Source organism: Streptomyces sp. NPDC006872 (genome assembly GCF_040635845.1).
Classification (GTDB): Bacteria; Actinomycetota; Actinomycetes; order Streptomycetales; family Streptomycetaceae; genus Streptomyces.
Map to the genome: position 1 here is coordinate 18138 of NZ_JBEYIL010000006.1, position 16812 is coordinate 34949.

The following is a 16812-nucleotide window of genomic DNA, read 5'->3' on the forward strand; positions in this document are numbered from 1 at the left end:
CCCACACACACTGAGCTCCCCTTCAGGAGGACCGTCCGACCATGGCGCCGACCCACCTCACGACGGCCGCCGCGCTTCCCGCGAGCCGGCGGCCACCGGCGGACCGGTGGTTCCGGGTGCACCGGTGCCGAGCGCCCCGGGCCGCCCGCCGCCTGCTGTGCTTCCCGCACGCCGGCGGCACCGCCCACCTCTTCCACGGCTGGCCCGCGCATCTGCCCGACGACGTCGAACTCCTCGCCGTGCGCTACCCGGGCCGTCAGGACCGGCTGGCCGAGCGGTGCGTCGAGGACATGGCCGAACTGGCCGACGCCGTCACCGAGGCCCTCACCGATTCCCGGACGCCGTACACGGATCTGCCGCTCGCCCTGTTCGGCCACAGCATGGGCTCCGCCGTCGCCTACGAGGTGGCGCTGCGGCTTCAGGCACGCGGACTGCCTCCGGCGCACCTGCTGGTCTCCGGGCGCGCCGCCCCGCACCGGGCCCTGCCGCCCGGTGTCCAGGACGGCGACGACGACGCCCTCCTCGCCGTGGTCCGGGGACTCGGCGACTATCAGACGGAGGTCTACGACATCCCCGAGCTCAGGGAACTGCTGCTGCCCGCGCTGCGCGCCGACTACCGCCTCATCGAGACCTACCGCCCAGGCCGCCCCCTGCCCCTGCGCACCCCCGTGACCGCCTACACGGGCCGCGACGACACCAGTTGCCCGGTGCGCTCCGTCGGCGCCTGGGCGGAGCTGACCGAGCCGGGCCGCTTCGCGCTGCGCTCGTTCCCCGGCGACCACTTCTACCTCGTCCCCCGTGAGGCGGAGCTGGTCGCGGACATCGCCACCCGGATCCGATGAACGATCCCCGCACGTCATGAACCATCCCGCACGTCATGAACGACCCCGCACGTCATGAACGACCCCGTACGTCATGAACGACCTCGCAGGACATGAACAAGCCTTCAGGACAAGGGAGTTGACCCATGCCGAACCTGACCGCCGCCACGGCCCCCCTCGCCGCCAGACCGCCCGGAGAGCTGTATCTGCTCGACCCCGAGCTGCTGGCGGACCCCGCCGGCGGCTACGGCCGGGTCCGTGAGCAGGGGCCCGTGGTGCGCGCCTGGCTGACCGACACACAGCCCGTGTGGCTGGTCACCCGCTACGACGACGTCCGCGAGGGCCTGCGCGACGGCCGCTTCGTCAGCAGCCCCGACGCGATCGAGGACCACAGCGGCGAGGACCCGCGCCGCGCCCTCGTGGACATGCTGAACCTGCCGGCGGAGGTCCAGAAGTACTTCCTCGTCTCGGCCCTGGACACCGACCCGCCCGCCCACACCAGGACGCGCGGGGCCGTCAACCGGGCCTTCGGGGCCCGCCGTATGCAGGCGCTGCGCCCCCGCGTGGAACAGATCACCGCCGACCTCCTCGACGACCTCCGGCAGCGGTCCGCCGACGGCGTCCTGGAGCTGGTCGACGGCTTGGCCTACCCCCTCGCGGTCACCGTGGTGTGCGAGCTGGCGGGCGTCCCGGAGCAGGACCGGGCGGTTTTCCGCCGCTGGGGCGACGACATCCTCGTCATGGAACCGGAGCGGCTGCGCGAGTCGTCCCCGGCCGTCGTCGAGACCGTGCTGCGGCTGCTCGACGAGCGGCGGCGGGAGCCCGCCGACGATCTGCTGAGCACCCTCGCAGCAGCTCGGGAGGACGAGAAGTTCCGGCTGACGGAAGAGGAGGCCGTGGCGATGGTCCTCAACGTCGTCATGGCCGGCTACGACAACACCGCGCAACTGATCGTCAACAGCCTGGCCGCCCTGCTCACCCACCCCGACCAGCTGAAACTGCTCCAGTCGGACCCCGAACTGCTGCCGGGGGCCGTCAACGAGTTCATCCGCTGGTGCGGGCCCGACATCATGGTGCGGATGCGGATCGCCGCCGAGGACCTCGACTTCCACGGCACGGCTGTCCGCAAGGGCGACTGCGTGCAGTTCGTCCTGGTCTCCGCCAACCGCGACCCGCGCCGCTACCCCGACCCCGACCGGCTCGACATCACCCGCCGCCCGTTCGACGGCACGGAGGGACACATCGGCTTCGGGCACGGCATCCACTACTGCGTGGGCGCCGCCCTCTCCCGCCTCCAGTGCGAGATCGCCCTGCACACCCTGCTGGAGCGTCACCCCGGGCTGCGGCTCGCCGAGGGCGCGAGCATGAGCCGCACGGTCATCCCCGGCACCCCTCCCCGGCTGCCGCGGCTGCCCGTGCGGATCTGACGCCGGTCGCGTGCAACGCCACGGGGCGTCCGGCCCGACCGTTGTGGTCGGGCCGGACGCCCCGCTGACTTCAGGTGGAGATCAGACCAGGTCGAACCGGTCGAGGTTCGAGACCTTGACCCACGCCGCGACGAAGTCGTTCACGAACTTCTCCTTCGCGTCGTCGCTCGCGTAGACCTCCGCGATGGCGCGCAGCTCGGAGTTCGAGCCGAAGACCAGGTCGGCGCGGGTGCCGGTCCACTTGACCTCGCCGGAGGCGTCGCGGCCCTCGAACGTGGTCTGGTCCGAGGACGTGGACGACCAGGTCGTGCCCAGGTCGAGCAGGTTGACGAAGAAGTCGTTCGTCAGCTTGCCCGGGGCGTCGGTGAGGACGCCGTGCGCGGACTGGCCGTGGTTGGCGCCCAGCACGCGCAGGCCGCCGACCAGGACCGTCAGCTCGGGGGCGCTCAGGGTCAGCAGGTTCGCCTTGTCGAGCAGCAGGTACTCGGCCGGCAGGCGGTTGCCCTTGCCGAGGTAGTTGCGGAACCCGTCGGCGGTCGGCTCGAGCGCGGCGAACGACTCGACGTCCGTCTGCTCCTGCGAGGCGTCCACGCGGCCCGGCGTGAAGGGGACCTCCACGTCGTGACCGGCGTCCCCCGCGGCCTTCTCCACGGCGGCGGCGCCGCCGAGGACGATCAGGTCGGCCAGGGAGACCTTCTTGGCGCCGGAGTTGAACTCCTGCTGGACGCCCTCGAGCGTGCGCAGCACCAGCGCCAGCTCGTCCGGGTTGTTGACCTCCCAGCCGCGCTGCGGCTCGAGGCGGATGCGGGCGCCGTTGGCGCCGCCGCGCTTGTCGCTGCCGCGGTGGCTGGAGGCCGCCGCCCACGCGGTGGACACCAGCTGGGAGACGGTGAGCCCCGAGCCGAGGAGCTTGGCCTTCAGGGCCGCGATGTCCGCGGCGCCGATGACCTCGCCCTCGGCCGCCGGCAGCGGGTCCTGCCACAGCAGGGTCTCCGCCGGGACCTCCGGGCCGAGGTACAGGGACTTCGGGCCCAGGTCACGGTGGGTCAGCTTGTACCAGGCGCGGGCGAAGGCGTCCGCGAACTGGTCCGGGTTCTCGTGGAAGCGCTTCGAGATCTCACCGTAGATCGGGTCGAAGCGCAGCGAGAGGTCGGTGGTGAGCATCGTCGGGAGCTTCTTGGAGTCGCTGTGGGCGTCGGGGATGATCGCCTCGGCGTCCTTGGCCACCCACTGGTTGGCGCCGGCGGGGCTCTGGGTCAGCTCCCACTCGTAGCCGAAGAGGATGTCGAAGAAGTCGTTGCTCCACTGGGTGGGCTTGGTGGTCCAGGTGACCTCGAGACCGGAGGTGATGGCGTCGCCGCCCTTGCCGGTGCCGTAGGTGGACTTCCAGCCCAGGCCCTGCTGCTCGATCGAGGCGGCCTCGGGGTCGTCGCCGACCGACTCGGCCGGGCCCGCGCCGTGGGTCTTGCCGAAGGTGTGGCCACCGGCGATGAGGGCGACGGTCTCCTCGTCGTTCATCGCCATGCGGCGGAACGTCTCGCGGATGTCACGGGCCGCGGCCAGCGGGTCCGGGTTGCCGTTGGGGCCCTCCGGGTTGACGTAGATGAGGCCCATCTGGACCGCGCCGAGCGGGTTCTCCAGCTCACGGTCGCCGGTGTAGCGCTGGTCGTCGAGCCAGGTGGTCTCCGGACCCCAGTACACGTCCTCGTCGGCCTCCCAGACGTCCGCGCGGCCGCCGGCGAAGCCGAAGGTCTCGAAGCCCATCGTCTCCAGCGCGACGTTGCCCGTGAGGATCATGAGGTCGGCCCAGGAGATGGACTGGCCGTACTTCTTCTTGACCGGCCACAGCAGACGGCGGGCCTTGTCGAGGTTGCCGTTGTCCGGCCAGCTGTTCAGCGGCGCGAAACGCTGCTGCCCGCGGCCGCCACCGCCGCGGCCGTCGCTGATGCGGTAGGTGCCGGCGCTGTGCCAGGCCATGCGGATCATCAGCGGGCCGTAGTTGCCGAAGTCGGCGGGCCACCAGTCCTGCGAGGTGGTCAGCACCTCGGCGATGTCCTGTTTGACGGCCGCCAGGTCGAGCGCCTCGAACGCCGCGGCGTAGTCGAACTCCGCACCGAGCGGGTTCGCCACGACGGGGTCCTTGGCGAGGATCTTCAGGTTGAGCCGCTCCGGCCACCACTGGCGGTTGCCGCCGCCCTGGGTCGGGTGCGCGGCGCGTCCGTGGGCGACGGGGCAGCCGCCCGTCTCCTCCTTCGCGTCGGTGACGATTGCGTCGTGGTTCTCGGACATAGCGATCCTTCCGAACATGGGGGAATTCAGAGTGCTGCGGTACCGCTGGTGGAAGCGGTATCGGCGGTCGAGCAGGCGGGGCACAGGCCCCAGTAGATGACCTCGGCCTCGTCGATCGAGAAGCCCCGATCGTCGGCCGCGGTGAGGCAGGGGGCGTGACCGACCGCGCAGTCGACGTCGACGACGACGCCGCACGACCGGCACACGAGGTGGTGGTGGTTGTCCCCGACGCGCCCCTCGAACCGGGCCGGGCTGCCGGGCGGCTCGAGGCGGCGCACGAGTCCTGCCGTGGTCAGCGCGTGGAGGGCTTCGTACACGGCTTGCAGGGAGATGTGGCCCACGCGGTCGCGCACCCCGGTGGCGATCGCCTCGACACCGAGGTGATCGCCGTCCCGGACGGTCTCGAGCAGGGCGACACGGGCGGCCGTCACCCGCAGGCCGACACCGCGCAGCTCCTCGGCGGTGGTCGGTGTACGGGGTGCTGTCATGGGGCCGAACCTACTTCATAAACACGAACGCTTCAAGAAAACGAAGAGTACAAGTCTGGGAAACAGGAGGAGACGGGGGCGGGGGAGACGGGGGCGGTGGAACCAACGGGGAAGCCGACGGGAGGCCGACGGGGAAACCGACGGGGAAGAGACTTTCAGAGAAACGAGGCGAGCCCGTCGAGGAGCCGGTCGACGTCCTCCGTGTCGTTGTAGGGGGCGAGCCCCGCCCGCAGCGCGGGGTCGGGGAGTTTCAGTGCGGCGAAGACCTCGTGGGCGTAGAAGGACCCCGCCGGGGCAACGACCCCGCGGGTGGAAAGATGCGCCTGCGCCTCGGTCGCGTCCCGGCCCTCCAGGGTCATCAGGACGGTCGGGGTGCGGTCCGCCGCCCTGGAGTGGACGGTGACGGCGTCGCCCAGCGCGCGCAGCCCGTCGTCCAGCCTGGCGCGCAGCGTGTTCTCGTGCTCGTGCAGGGAGTGCAGCGAGCGCTTCAGCCGCTCTCTGCGGGACTCCCCCGCGCCCGGCCCGGCCTCGTCCAGCGCCGCCAGGAAGTCGACGGCGGCGGTGGCGCCCGCCAGGGTCTCGTAGGGCAGCGTCCCGAACTCGAAGCGCTCCGGCACCGTGTTCGGGGAGGGCAGCAGCTTGTCCGGGGCGAGGGATTCGAGGAGCTCGGGGGATCCGGCGAGCACACCGCAGTGCGGTCCGAGGAACTTGTACGGCGAGCAGACGAACAGGTCGGCCCCCAGCGCGGGCACGTCCACCAGGTGGTGCGCCGCGTAGTGCACGCCGTCCACGTACACCAGCGCGCCGACCTCGTGGGCCCGGTCGGCGATCCGACGCACGGGCGGCTTCGTGCCCAGCACGTTGGAGGCCGCGGTCACCGCGACCAGCCGGGTCCGCGGCGACAGCGCCCGCTCGTAGGAGTCCAGGTCGAGCTCCGCGGTCGCGGCGTCGATCTCCGTCCAGCGGACGACGACCCCGGCGCGCTCCGCCGCCTGGACCCAGGGGCGGACATTGGCGTCGTGATCGAGACGGCTCAGGACGATCTCGTCGCCGGCCCGCCAGTCCTTGGCCAGGTGCCGTGAGAAGTCGTAGGTGAGCTGGGTGGCGCTGCGTCCGTGCACGACGGCGCCGGCGGGCACGCCCAGCAGGTCGGCGTAGGCGGCGCGGAACTCGCCGACCGCCCGCTCGGCGTTCAGCTCGGACATGCTGACGAGTCCCCGGTTGGACAGCGGGCCGGTCAGCGTCCTGGTCACGGCCTCGGCGACCGGGAGGGGGGTCTGGGTCCCGCCCGGCCCGTCGAAGAAGGCGAGACCGTGCGTGAGGGAAGGGAAACGGGTGCGCAGTGCGGCGACGTCCATGGCCATGGCCCAGACTCTGGCACTCGGGGCCGACGCCTGCCAGTGGACGTGCCAAACGATTGTCAGACCCTTGACTGTCTTACCTTTGACCAATACGGTCCGTCGTGTTCGGAGGTGTCGGACGGGCGTCGGAAGGGGCTGCCGGTGAGCGACGAATTCGACGCCGACGTGGTCGTCGTGGGGCTGGGCCCGGTCGGGGCCACGGCCGCCAACCTCGCCCATGACCTGGGCTTGAGCGTCGTGGCGTTCGACCGCGCCGTGGAGATCGAGCCGCGGCCCCGGGCCATCGGATTCGACCAGGAGGCGATGCGGGTCTTCGCCGGCCTCGGACTGGCCGACGCCATCGCGGACCACACCATGCCGTACCGGCCGTCCGAGTACCGCAACGCCGACGGGCGGGTCATCAAGCGCATCGGCGTCGCGCCGCCGCCCCATCTGCTGGGCTGGGAGCCCAACTACGTCTTCGACCAACCCCAGTTGGAGGCCGCCCTGCGCCGCCGCCTCGAACAGGCGGACGGCGTCGACGTGCACCTCGGCACGGAGGTGACGGACGTCCGCCTCGACGACGTCGGCGCCACCGTGGACGTCGTCGATCCGGCGGGCCGCCCGCGCGCGGTGCGGGCGCGGTACGTGCTGGCCTGCGACGGCGGCGCGAGCCCGGCGCGCAGACGGGCGGGGCTGCGGATGGAGGACCTGGAGTTCGACCAGCCCTGGCTGGTGGTGGACCTGCGGCTGCGCCCCGGCGCGGGGGCCGCTCTGCCACGGACGAACGTCCAGTACTGCGAGCCGGCCCGGCCCAGCACGTTCGTCGTGGGGCCGGGGGACCATCGCCGCTGGGAGTTCATGATCAACCCTGGCGAACGGCCCGAGGACGTCGCCGACCCGGACTTCATCCGCCGCCTGCTGGCACGCTGGCTGGCCCCCGGGGAGTACGACCTGTGGCGGGCGTCCACCTACCGCTTCCACGCCCTCGTCCTGAAGCAGTGGCGGGTGGGGCGGCTGCTCTTCCTCGGCGACGCCGCGCACATGACCCCGCCGTTCCTCGCGCAGGGCATGTGCCAGGGCATCCGGGACGCGTCCAACCTGATGTGGAAGCTCGCCCTGCATCTGCGCGGCGCCGACGACTCGCTCCTGGACGCCTACCAGCGGGAGCGGGCGCCGCATGTGCGTCAAGTCACGCTCACCGCAAAGGAGTTCGGGCACGTCATCTGCGAACGCGACGAGGCCGCGGCCGCCGAACGCGACGCCAAGCTGCTGGCGGAGCTGGCGGCGGCGCCCGAGGGGACCGTCCGGCAGTCCCTGATCCCCGGACTGCGCGCCGGGTTCCTCGCGCCGGAGGGTCTCCCCGCGCGCGGCGACATCCTGCCGCAGCCGAACGTGACCGACTCCCGGGGCGGCACGGGACTCCTGGACGAGTTCACCGGGAGCACGTTCCGGCTGGTGCTGCGGCACGACGCGGATCCGTCCGCGGCCGCGTCCGCGCTGCGCGCGCACGCGGCCGAGGGCGGCTTCCCGGTCCGTCTCGTGCGGCTCGTGGACGGCGCTGCGCCCGCCGGGACGCAGGAGTACCGCGAGGAGGAGCACGTCCTGGACGCCTGGATGCGGCACCGGTCGTGCGAGGCGGTGCTCGCCCGCCCCGATCACTACGTGTTCGGCGGCGTCGGCTCCTCGGACGGTATCGGCGAGCTGCTCGCCTCCGCCCGCGGACGGCTGCGCGGGACCGATCGGGGGCGGTGACCGGGCCCCGGCCCCGCCCCGCCGGTGCGGCACGGGATCGACGCCCGCCACCACCGCGTCGGAGACCGTGCCGATGCCGAGCGGCCGGGACAGCCGAACCCTTGGGTGCTCAGTGCAGGGTGAGCGGGGTCTCCGACTCCACCCGGGTCAGTTTCTCCGGGTTGCGGACGAAGTAGAGGCCGGTGATCCGGCCGTCCTCGACCCGGACCGCGAGGACGCCGTCGAGCTCGCCGTCCAGCCGCATGACGAGTCCCGGGTTGCCGTTGACCACGGTGAGCGCACTGGTGAGCTCGGCCGGGTTCCGTTCGGCGGTGCCGATGATGAAGCGGGCCGCCTTGTCCGCGCCGACGATCGGACGCACCGCGGCCTGCTTGATGCCGCCACCGTCGGTCAGGAGGACGACGTCGGGGGCGAGCACGTCGAGGAAGCCCTGGAGGTCCCCGGTGTCGACCGCGCGCTGGAACGACTCCAGAGCCGCCCGGGTCGCCTTTGCGGAGACCGCCGCGCGCGGGCGGCGGGCGTCGACGTGCAGGCGGGCGCGGTGCGCGATCTGTCGTACGGTCGCGGGGTTCTTGTCGACGGCGGCGGCGATCTCGTCGTAGCCGACGCCGAACACCTCGCGCAGCACGAAGACGGCGCGCTCGGTCGGCGCCAGTGTCTCGAGGACGAGCATGAGCGCCATCGACACGCTCTCGGCGAGCTCGACGTCCTCGGCCACGTCCGGCGCGGTGAGCAGCGGCTCGGGCAGCCAGGGGCCGACGTAGGCCTCCTTGCGGCGGGTCATGGTGCGCAGCCGGTTGAGCGACTGCCGGGTCGTGATCCGCACCAGGTAGGCGCGCCGGTCCTGCACCTGCCCCAGGTCGACCTTGACCCACCGCAGCCAGGTCTCCTGGAGGACGTCCTCGGCGTCGGCCGCCGATCCGAGCATCTCGTAGGCGACGGTGAAGAGCAGGTTGCGGTGCGCGACGAACGTTCCGGTCGCCTCGTCGGTGTTCGTATCTGTATCTGTATCTGTATCTGTATCTGCATCGGTGCCGGTGCCGGTGCCGGCACCGATGTCTGCGGCGTGATCACTCATGTCTCGTTCCCTCCCCCGTTCGTGCGCGGCCTAGACGGCCTGTTCGGCGGTGGTGGCGGTGGTGACGGTGGTGGCGGCAGCGGTCGGCGACTCGCCGCGCTCGGTGTCCTTGGCCGCGAGCGCCTGCCGGCGATGGGCGCCGCCGGAGACGTTGTGCAGGCGGTACGAACCGGGCTTGTCCGCCTCGCCGGCCAGGTGCTTGACGATGCCGGAGCAGACGAACTCCTTGATCTTCGCCCCGGGGCGACCGCCGATGTGGAAGCCCACCGCGACGTCGTACCGGTGGGCGAACTGGAAGATGCCGCCCTGTCGGCCCAGGCTGATGCACTGGCCGGCGAACGTCTGGTTGAGGGCCGCGGCCCGCTCGCCCGCGATCCGGCTGAGCACCGTGTCGGCGGCCCGCGCGCCCAGCGGTATCGCGGCTTGGCAGCTCATCCGCAGCGGCAGGTCCGAGGGCGCCGCCGAATCCCCGGCCGCGACGATGCGGACGTCGTCCACGCTGGTCAGCGTCTCGTCCGTGAGCAGCCGGCCCAGGGCGTCGGTGCTCAGCCCGCTGCGCACGGCCAGGTCCGGCACGGCGAACCCGGCGGTCCAGACGGTCACCGTGCTCGGCACCTCTCGGCCGTCGCCGAGCCGCACGCAGTCGCGTGTCACGGCCGTCACCTTGGTGTCGGGGCCTTCCAGGACGCTCACCTTGAGCGCGGCCAGCCGTCCCGCGACCGAGCGTCGGCCGCGCGGGTGCAGGTACGGGCCGAGCACCCCGCCGCAGACGAGGGTCACGGTGCGGCCCTCCTCCGCCAGCTCGGCGGCGGTCTCGATACCGGTCGGACCGGCGCCGACGACCGTCACCGGGGCCGATGCGGGCGTGTCCTCGAGGACCGACTGCAGTCGCTGTGCCTCCTCGAAGGTGGCGATCGGGTGGGCGAACGCGGCCGCGCCGGGCACGCTCAGATCGGCGCTGCCGCTGCCCACGGCGTAGATCAGGTAGTCGTAGCCGACGGTGCCGCCGCTCTCCAGGAGCAGGCTTCGTCCGCCCGCGTCGATCCGCGTCACGGAGTCGACGACCAGCCGGACGCCCTCGGCCAGGACGTCCCGGTACGCGACGACCGCGTCGTCGGACCCGCCGACCAGCTGGTGCAGGCGGATCCGCTCGACGAAGGTCGCGCGCGGGTTGATCAGGGTCACGCTCACGCCGTCGCGCAGGGTCAGGCGGTTGGCCGCCATGACGCCCGCGTATCCGCCGCCGATCACGATCACATCCGTGTTCCCGGTCATGGTGTCTCTCCCCTTGTTCCTCGGTGTCCGTCTCGCGGTTTCGCCCACAGGACACCGGCTGCCCGATCGTTGTGACAGGTGTGACGCAGATCACTTCCTCTGGGGGCGGTGCGGGCCGGACGCCCCCGCCGGGTGCGGGCGCAGTCGGGCCGCGGGGGGAGCTCGCGGGCACTGTCGGACCCCCGTGCCAAGCTGGGTGACATGGCATCGGTCAAGGGTTCGGGGGAACGGAACGGCTACGAGGCGCTCGAGCCGGACGGCACGATCGCCTGCCTCGCCTTCACCGCCTACGACTTCTGACGGCAGGACCGGGACAGGGGGGAACCGGCGGTGCGTCGTGGGTACCGGTGGGCGGAGCGCGAACTCGACTCGCCGGCCCCGGAGCCCTGCTTGATAGGCAAGGCGATACTTGCCTATGGTGGTGGGCATGGCGGAGGACGTCTTCAAGGCGCTGGCCGACCCCACCCGTCGGCACATCCTCGATGAGCTGGTGGACCGGGACGGTCAGACCCTGTTCGAAATATGCGCACGGCTGGTGACCAGGCACGGTCTGACGCTTTCCCGCCAGGCGATCAGCCAGCATCTGGCCGTGCTGGAATCCGCGGGCCTGGTCCGCTCACGGCGCCAGGGCCGCTACAAGTTCCACGACCTGGACACCGAACCCCTTGAGCGCATCGCGACCCGATGGCTCAGGCCCGACGGACCCGACGAACCGGAGAGCACCCCATGAAGATCCACCGGACCAGCGTCTTCGTCGACGACCAGGAGACGGCCCTGCGCTTCTACACCGAGGTGCTCGGCTTCGTGAAGAAGCACGACGTGCCCCTGGGCGAGGACCGATGGCTGACCGTGGTCTCGCCGGAAGACCCCGACGGCACCGAACTGCTGCTGGAGCCCTCCGGTCACCCCGTGGTGAAGGCGTACAAGGACGGCCTGGCCAAGGACGGCATCCCGCTCGCCGCCTTCGCCGTCGACGACGTACGGGCGGAGTTCGCCCGGCTGCGCGACCTCGGCGTGCAGTTCACCCAGGAGCCGCTGGAAATGGGCGAGGTCACGACCGCGGTCCTGGACGACACCTGCGGCAACCTGATCCAGATCCTGCACGCCGGGTGAACTTCAGGCGCCCGAGGCCGGGTCGCGGGACTCCGCGTCGTCCATGAAGCTCAGCGTCTTGCCGTTGAGCACCCTGACCGGACTGCTCGGGCAGGCGCAGAAATCCGGTCTGGCGAACCAGCGCATCGACCCGCGCGCGCCGAGGAGCCTAGAGCCAGTCCCGCCGCTTGAAGATCAGATACAGGCTGACGCAGACAACCCCCATCAGACCGATCGCGAAGGGATACCCCAACCCCCAGCGCAACTCCGGCATGTGCGTGAAGTTCATCCCGTAGATCGTCCCCACCAGCGTGGGCGCGAACAGAATCGCCGCCCAGGACGAGATCTTCTTGAAGTTGTCTACCTGGGGGCGCTGACCTGCGGTGATGTCACTGCATGGGGCTCTGGCCTGGGCTGATTCGTCTTTCTGGGCCTTTCAAGCTCGCGTCCGGTTACGCGCTCGATTCTCCCCACGCGCTCCCCAGAGCCGCTCATACTCCCCAGATTCTCCCCAGAGAACCGCTCCGCACGTGGTCGGTGGGGCACCCGGCGTGCATCCGTTCGATTGGCTTGCTGATCACAGAACGTTACTACCGACGGTCGGTCCAGAAGCCGTCGGCAGTCTCTGCCACACATTTTGCCCGTCGCTCCGTGACCTCCGGATAGCGCTGGTCCGCCTACTTGGCGGACCACCAGTCAGGGCAGCAGATGAATGGCCAGGGCGGACCCGTCTTGGTGGATCGAGACGGGACCGGCCCACTTCTTGTCCCAGGTGTCCGAAGGCCACGCGGAGCGCAGAGCGTGGACGTCGCTGCGGTATTGCTCCAGGCGACCGTGGCTCAGGTGATCGAAGAGGTCCGCGTGGACTCCGGAGAATGCCTCCACACGTGTTCCATTGAGTCGGAAGACATGGTCGGTGCCGACGAACGGGATGCCGAGGAGAGTGTATTTGGCGTCCTGGACGCTTCCGGTAGCCGCGTGGGCGATGCCGGCGGAGAAGCGGCGGCTCCCCTGGCGAGAGGTGAGGTACGGGGCTGTGGAGTTCCCGTCGCCGGCGAAGGCGGTGAGTCCCGCGGCGGATGTGCGTGCGAGGACTCGCTGGAACCATCCGGAGATGTCATCGGTGACGTGAACGCCTGGCTCCGAGGACGGTCCTTTGCCGTTGTCGGCCGGCGGGTGAATACCCGGGGGCCACGCCTCGTCCTGGAGCTGTGCGTTCAGGTTTCCGAGCGGGAAAGCGTCTGTACCGGATAGCCAGCCGCCCGAGCCTTCGGCGTTCAGCGCGTGCACCGTGAGCGGCTCATCCAGCGGTAGCTGTGTGCTGAAGATCAGGCCGGGCGTCTCGTCGTAAGTGCCTATGTGGACCCCCTCTATGTAGGCAGAGGCGTCAGCGAGTTGACCGTAGGACGTGCTTGCGGTGCCGTGGTTGCCTCGGGAGACGATGGGGAAGATCCGCGACGGTTCTCCTGGTTTCCAGACCTCGCCGAAGTACTGCGGGCGGTATCGGTAGCCCACCGTGGTGCCTTTCTCCTTACTGTTCAGAGCCCAGCCCGCGCGGAGGGTCGTGTCCGCAGGAACGATCGATACCGCATGGTCTGGGTAGCGGCGGCTGAGGACCCGTTCGGCGACGGCCAGCGCGAACCCGATGCCGAGTTCTCCCGACTGGAGTGCCTTGTAGTAGTCGGCCGTGTCCCGCCCTTCGGCGGAGAGCCCCATGAAAGACGTGGCGTTGCCGCTGAGGGCCAGGCTGTACTTCAGGCTGCCCCAGTGCTCGGCCAGGCCACGGGCTGCTCCTCGGCGTGCCAAGGAGATGGCTCGCGCAAGGGTATGCAGAACATCCCACGGCGTTAGTCGTACTGAGTTGCCGAGTTCTGCGGCGCGTAACTGACGCATGCCCGGCTTGCGCCGTAGGGCTTCGAGGTCTTTCTCCTTGCGTTCCTCGTCGTCCTCTGCGGCTGCGGCCCTAACGTCCCCAGCGACTGCCGAGGTGGAATGGACAGCGACGTTCGAACACCCTGCGAGATCCTCCAGTGCTTCTGCAGTCGACTTCGACACCTGTTCCCCCTGTTCTCCGGTGGATCGCAGTGAGACCTAAGACCAACGTCGCAAGGTACGAGTCGAACAACGGGCGCACACAAGTGCGCATACGGCGCGCGCCCTTGGAGCGTGACGACCGGTGAAAGTTGTGCCCGGTGCAGAGGAGGGGGCGTCGTAGCGGCATCATGACGGGGTGGATCACAACCTCAACGGGTTGAGCACCCGGGAGTTCGAGCACGTGTCACAAGCCCTGGCCCAGGAGATCCTCGGGCCGGGCGTCTCCGCCTTCGGGGACGGCAGGGACGGTGGGCGCGAGGCGACGTTCCAGGGGCGCGTGCCGTATCCGAGCGGGCTTGAGGCATGGGACGGCTACGGAGTGGTGCAGGCCAAGTTCCGGCAGCGCACCGATCAGCAACTCCCCGATGCCGTCTCGTGGTTGAAGGGGCAGATCAAGGATGAAGTTGAAGCGTGGCTGAGCCCGGCGTCCAAGAGGGAACGGCTGCCCGAGTATCTGATCTTCACCACCAATGTGATTCTGACTCCCGTGCCCCGAAGCGGAGGTATTGACCAGATCAATCAGTTCGTCTCCACGTACGCGGCCCGCCTGGGGCTCAAGGACTGGGCGGTATGGCACTACGACCAGCTGTGCCGTTATCTGGATCGTTACGACTCCGTCCGCCGGACCTACGCCGGTGCCATCACCCCCGGTGATGTCCTCGCGCAGTTGCTCGACGTGGTGTCCGCTGGGGCCAAGCCGCGATCGGACAGGCTCGCTGATGCCGGCCTGGCCGCGTGCCACCGCCGCGAGGCACGACTGAGTCTTGTGCCCGAGGACCGCGTCCCTGTCGTTCTGGACTGGGCTGACAAGTCGTCGCTGCCGGTGGTGACTATCCCTGCTGGCACTCTGGCGGTTCTGGTCGCCCCGATGGGGGCCGGCAAGAGCGAAGAAGCCGAGCGCTGGTGGCACGAGGGGCTGGAGGAGGCAGGGACGGATCCCAGGGTGGCGATCCCTGTATGGGTGGATGCCCGCAAGGCCGTACCTGATCTTGTGGACGCCGTCACACGTGCGGGCGGCGATCCGGCGACTGGGCTCGGTCGTATCGTGATCGACGATCTCGACGGGATCGCACCCGAACAGGTCGCATACCTTCTCCGCGAGGCCCGGATCCTGATTGCAGCCCACCCGGACGCTCAGATTCTGGCAACGTGCAGACCTGGCGTCGACCTGGGCAAGGTCGGGGTGCACGAAATCGCTCCATGGCCAGCGCGGAAAGGGAAGGAACTCCTGGACCTTGTGCTCGGTGATGAAGCGCGAATGGCCTTCCAGGAACGCGAAGTACAGGATCTATTGACCAGTCCCCTTCAGGTCCTGTCCGTCGCGTCCCGCATTCTCGCCGGTGAAGACGCGCGGGTGTCAAGCCTGGAGTTGTTGTCCGGCCTGGCCGCATCCGTCATCAAAGGCCGTCGTACGGGGCGCCCGACTACACAGACTTGGGACCGGCTGGCTCGTCTTGCCGTACGCATCCTGAATGTCGGAGGCCCGGTCTCCGCTCAGCAATTCGGCCATGAAGCCGAGGTGTGGGAGCTGACGGACACCGGCCTCGTCGTCCAAGAGGGAGCCCGACTCCGATTTGCGCTGCCGGTCTTCGAGCAGCACTTCGGCGCACAGGCTCTGCGACGGGGAGCCGTCCGACTGGAGGAGATCGTTGCCGCCGACACCTTCCCCCGGTGGCGTTACGCGATCGCCTTCGCCGTGAACGCGAGCCACTCAGACGAAGCGGAGGATCTCATGCTCCGTCTGGCCCGTGCCAACCCTGCGGCTGCTTCCTGGGTATTCGACGAGATCGCGCGAGGCGCGAAGCAAGAAGACGGGATGGGTGAGGCCGAGGAAAAGGCCAGGGCCGCAGTCGCCCAGATGGTCCCTGCGGAATTCGATGAACTCCGAACCGCCGGAACGGTTGGCACATGGTTGCGGGAGGCACTCGACGCCTACGTGGAGGGTTTTGGCCCACTGAGCGGTTCGCTCCTCGACCTATATGATGGACGATTGCCTCGCTGGGGCGTGTGGGTGAAGGAAGGATGGGTGGCCGTCTCTCCCTCTAGATTCTCCTTCGAGTCTCCTGCGGTGACGCCTCTGGCAGTGCACCCGAGGACTCGTGAAGACCCAGAATGGCTTTGGTGGAGCCAATTCCTCTTTCCTCGTGATCCGCTGGGCAGGTGGCACTGGGCCGGCGGCAAGATCCGTAAGCCGCTTGAGCGGGTTGTGCTGCGTGGCGCTCTCATGGTGCCGTCAGACTCACCGCTGGCCCGTGAACGGCTGTGGTACCTCGCCCAGAGACTTCGTCTCAGAAATAGCTCCCCCAATACGGTCGTCGTACCCGAACTGCGCCAGCGAGTCGAAGCGATGATGGAGCGTGAGCGTGCGTCCGTGTCGTTCACCCATCAGGCTGCGGGCTACACATTTGACTCGGCGGACGTTCGGTGGATGCATTCACAGTTGGACGGTGTCACTGACGATCTGCTGCGCAGACCGTACGGAGAACCGGATCGGAAAAGCCCGCGGCACAGAAGCAACTGGCAGGGCTACTCCCCACTGCTGACGCTGAGAATCAACATGGAAATTCTAGGGGATGCCATTGTTGGCTACCGGCAGCTGGTCGAGTCGAGCTTCCCGGCCCTTGCCCCCGCTCTGGGCCTGTACACCGCCCTGCCTGTGAGCGCCGAGGGCATGGTGGTCATGCCTGAAGATGACTCAGACGGATCGCATAGCGGCCTGCTCTACACCCTCCGTCCCAAGGCCGCAGGCCGCCGCAGCGATCCTCCCGAGGTGGACCTGGACCTGTGGACCGAACCAGGGTTTGGCCCTACCGAGCCGTTCCCCGGTGGTCCGGTCGACTCCAAGACGAATTTTCACCGGCCGTACTACCAAGATTGCGAACTGCCCACAGGGGCAGCCCGCCCTGCGACCGCACTCGCCTACGAGTGGTTGATCCGTGACTTGAGGGCGGTTGGATGGCTCAGTGCGACAGCCCGGCTCTCGGAATGAGAGCACCGACTCACCAGAGACAGCGATCGGTCGTCCACGCCGTCCAACGGACATAGCGGGTGATGTCTGATCCGGATGCTGACCTTTTGGGGGCGCGGATTCCCGGGCCGGAGAGCCGTCCCGCGCTGAGGCTCGTCTGAACCTCAGCGTGGGACGGGGCCAGT

The 16812-nt window shown here is 69.5% G+C and carries 13 protein-coding genes and 1 pseudogene; 6 read left to right on the forward strand and 8 right to left on the reverse strand.

The window, feature by feature from the left end:
- The first annotated feature begins 41 nt into the window (after window positions 1-41).
- Complete coding sequence (locus ABZ725_RS18930) at window positions 42-842, forward strand: thioesterase domain-containing protein (protein ID WP_358803772.1); 801 nt, start codon at window positions 42-44, stop codon at window positions 840-842.
- A 125-nt stretch (window positions 843-967) separates the two neighbouring features.
- Window positions 968-2248 carry a cytochrome P450 gene (locus tag ABZ725_RS18935; RefSeq protein WP_358803773.1) on the forward strand — a complete coding sequence of 427 codons (1281 nt, stop codon included), beginning with the start codon at window positions 968-970 and terminating at the stop codon, window positions 2246-2248.
- Window positions 2249-2329: 81 nt separating this feature from the next.
- On the opposite strand, the gene katG is transcribed toward ABZ725_RS18935, so the two are convergent.
- The 3 genes from katG to ABZ725_RS18950 all read right to left on the reverse strand — a co-directional run bounded on the left by katG (window position 2330) and on the right by ABZ725_RS18950 (window position 6389).
- Window positions 2330-4537: a catalase/peroxidase HPI gene (katG, locus tag ABZ725_RS18940; RefSeq protein WP_358803774.1), complete on the reverse strand. Its 2208-nt coding sequence runs from the start codon at window positions 4535-4537 to the stop codon at window positions 2330-2332.
- A 26-nt stretch (window positions 4538-4563) separates the two neighbouring features.
- Window positions 4564-5025 carry a Fur family transcriptional regulator gene (locus tag ABZ725_RS18945; protein WP_351905556.1) on the reverse strand — a complete coding sequence of 154 codons (462 nt, stop codon included), beginning with the start codon at window positions 5023-5025 and terminating at the stop codon, window positions 4564-4566.
- Between the two features lie 155 nt (window positions 5026-5180).
- Window positions 5181-6389 (reverse strand): cysteine desulfurase-like protein, encoded by a 1209-nt coding sequence (locus ABZ725_RS18950; protein ID WP_358803775.1) that lies wholly within the window; start codon window positions 6387-6389, stop codon window positions 5181-5183.
- Between the two features lie 138 nt (window positions 6390-6527).
- On the opposite strand from ABZ725_RS18950, the gene ABZ725_RS18955 reads away from it, so the two are divergent.
- Window positions 6528-8120 carry a bifunctional 3-(3-hydroxy-phenyl)propionate/3-hydroxycinnamic acid hydroxylase gene (locus ABZ725_RS18955; RefSeq protein WP_358803776.1) on the forward strand — a complete coding sequence of 531 codons (1593 nt, stop codon included), beginning with the start codon at window positions 6528-6530 and terminating at the stop codon, window positions 8118-8120.
- Between the two features lie 109 nt (window positions 8121-8229).
- Here ABZ725_RS18955 and ABZ725_RS18960 read toward each other — a convergent pair whose 3' ends face one another.
- The gene (locus ABZ725_RS18960; RefSeq protein WP_358803777.1) at window positions 8230-9198 is read right to left on the reverse strand and encodes an RNA polymerase sigma-70 factor; all 969 of its coding nucleotides are present in this window, start codon (window positions 9196-9198) and stop codon (window positions 8230-8232) included.
- Window positions 9199-9228: 30 nt separating this feature from the next.
- Window positions 9229-10473 carry an FAD-dependent oxidoreductase gene (locus tag ABZ725_RS18965; RefSeq protein ID WP_358803778.1) on the reverse strand — a complete coding sequence of 415 codons (1245 nt, stop codon included), beginning with the start codon at window positions 10471-10473 and terminating at the stop codon, window positions 9229-9231.
- A 427-nt stretch (window positions 10474-10900) separates the two neighbouring features.
- Here ABZ725_RS18965 and ABZ725_RS18970 point away from each other — a divergent pair, with 427 nt between their 5' ends.
- Window positions 10901-11203 (forward strand): metalloregulator ArsR/SmtB family transcription factor, encoded by a 303-nt coding sequence (locus tag ABZ725_RS18970; RefSeq protein ID WP_358803779.1) that lies wholly within the window; start codon window positions 10901-10903, stop codon window positions 11201-11203.
- Complete coding sequence (locus ABZ725_RS18975) at window positions 11200-11586, forward strand: VOC family protein (protein WP_358803780.1); 387 nt, start codon at window positions 11200-11202, stop codon at window positions 11584-11586. The genes ABZ725_RS18970 and ABZ725_RS18975 overlap by 4 nt, the downstream gene beginning before the upstream one ends.
- A 3-nt stretch (window positions 11587-11589) precedes the next feature.
- Here ABZ725_RS18975 and ABZ725_RS18980 read toward each other — a convergent pair whose 3' ends face one another.
- The 3 genes and pseudogenes from ABZ725_RS18980 to ABZ725_RS18990 form a co-directional block, all read right to left on the reverse strand.
- Window positions 11590-11712, reverse strand: coding sequence for a hypothetical protein (locus ABZ725_RS18980; protein ID WP_358803781.1), 123 nt, complete (start codon window positions 11710-11712; stop codon window positions 11590-11592).
- 22 nt (window positions 11713-11734) lie between these two features.
- Window positions 11735-11917 (reverse strand): annotated as a pseudogene (locus tag ABZ725_RS18985) (CorA family divalent cation transporter); the annotation flags it as partial.
- A 344-nt stretch (window positions 11918-12261) separates the two neighbouring features.
- Window positions 12262-13620 (reverse strand): hypothetical protein, encoded by a 1359-nt coding sequence (locus ABZ725_RS18990; RefSeq protein ID WP_358803782.1) that lies wholly within the window; start codon window positions 13618-13620, stop codon window positions 12262-12264.
- A 175-nt stretch (window positions 13621-13795) separates the two neighbouring features.
- Here ABZ725_RS18990 and ABZ725_RS18995 point away from each other — a divergent pair, with 175 nt between their 5' ends.
- Window positions 13796-16648 carry a hypothetical protein gene (locus tag ABZ725_RS18995; protein WP_358803783.1) on the forward strand — a complete coding sequence of 951 codons (2853 nt, stop codon included), beginning with the start codon at window positions 13796-13798 and terminating at the stop codon, window positions 16646-16648.
- The last annotated feature ends 164 nt before the right edge of the window (window positions 16649-16812 follow it).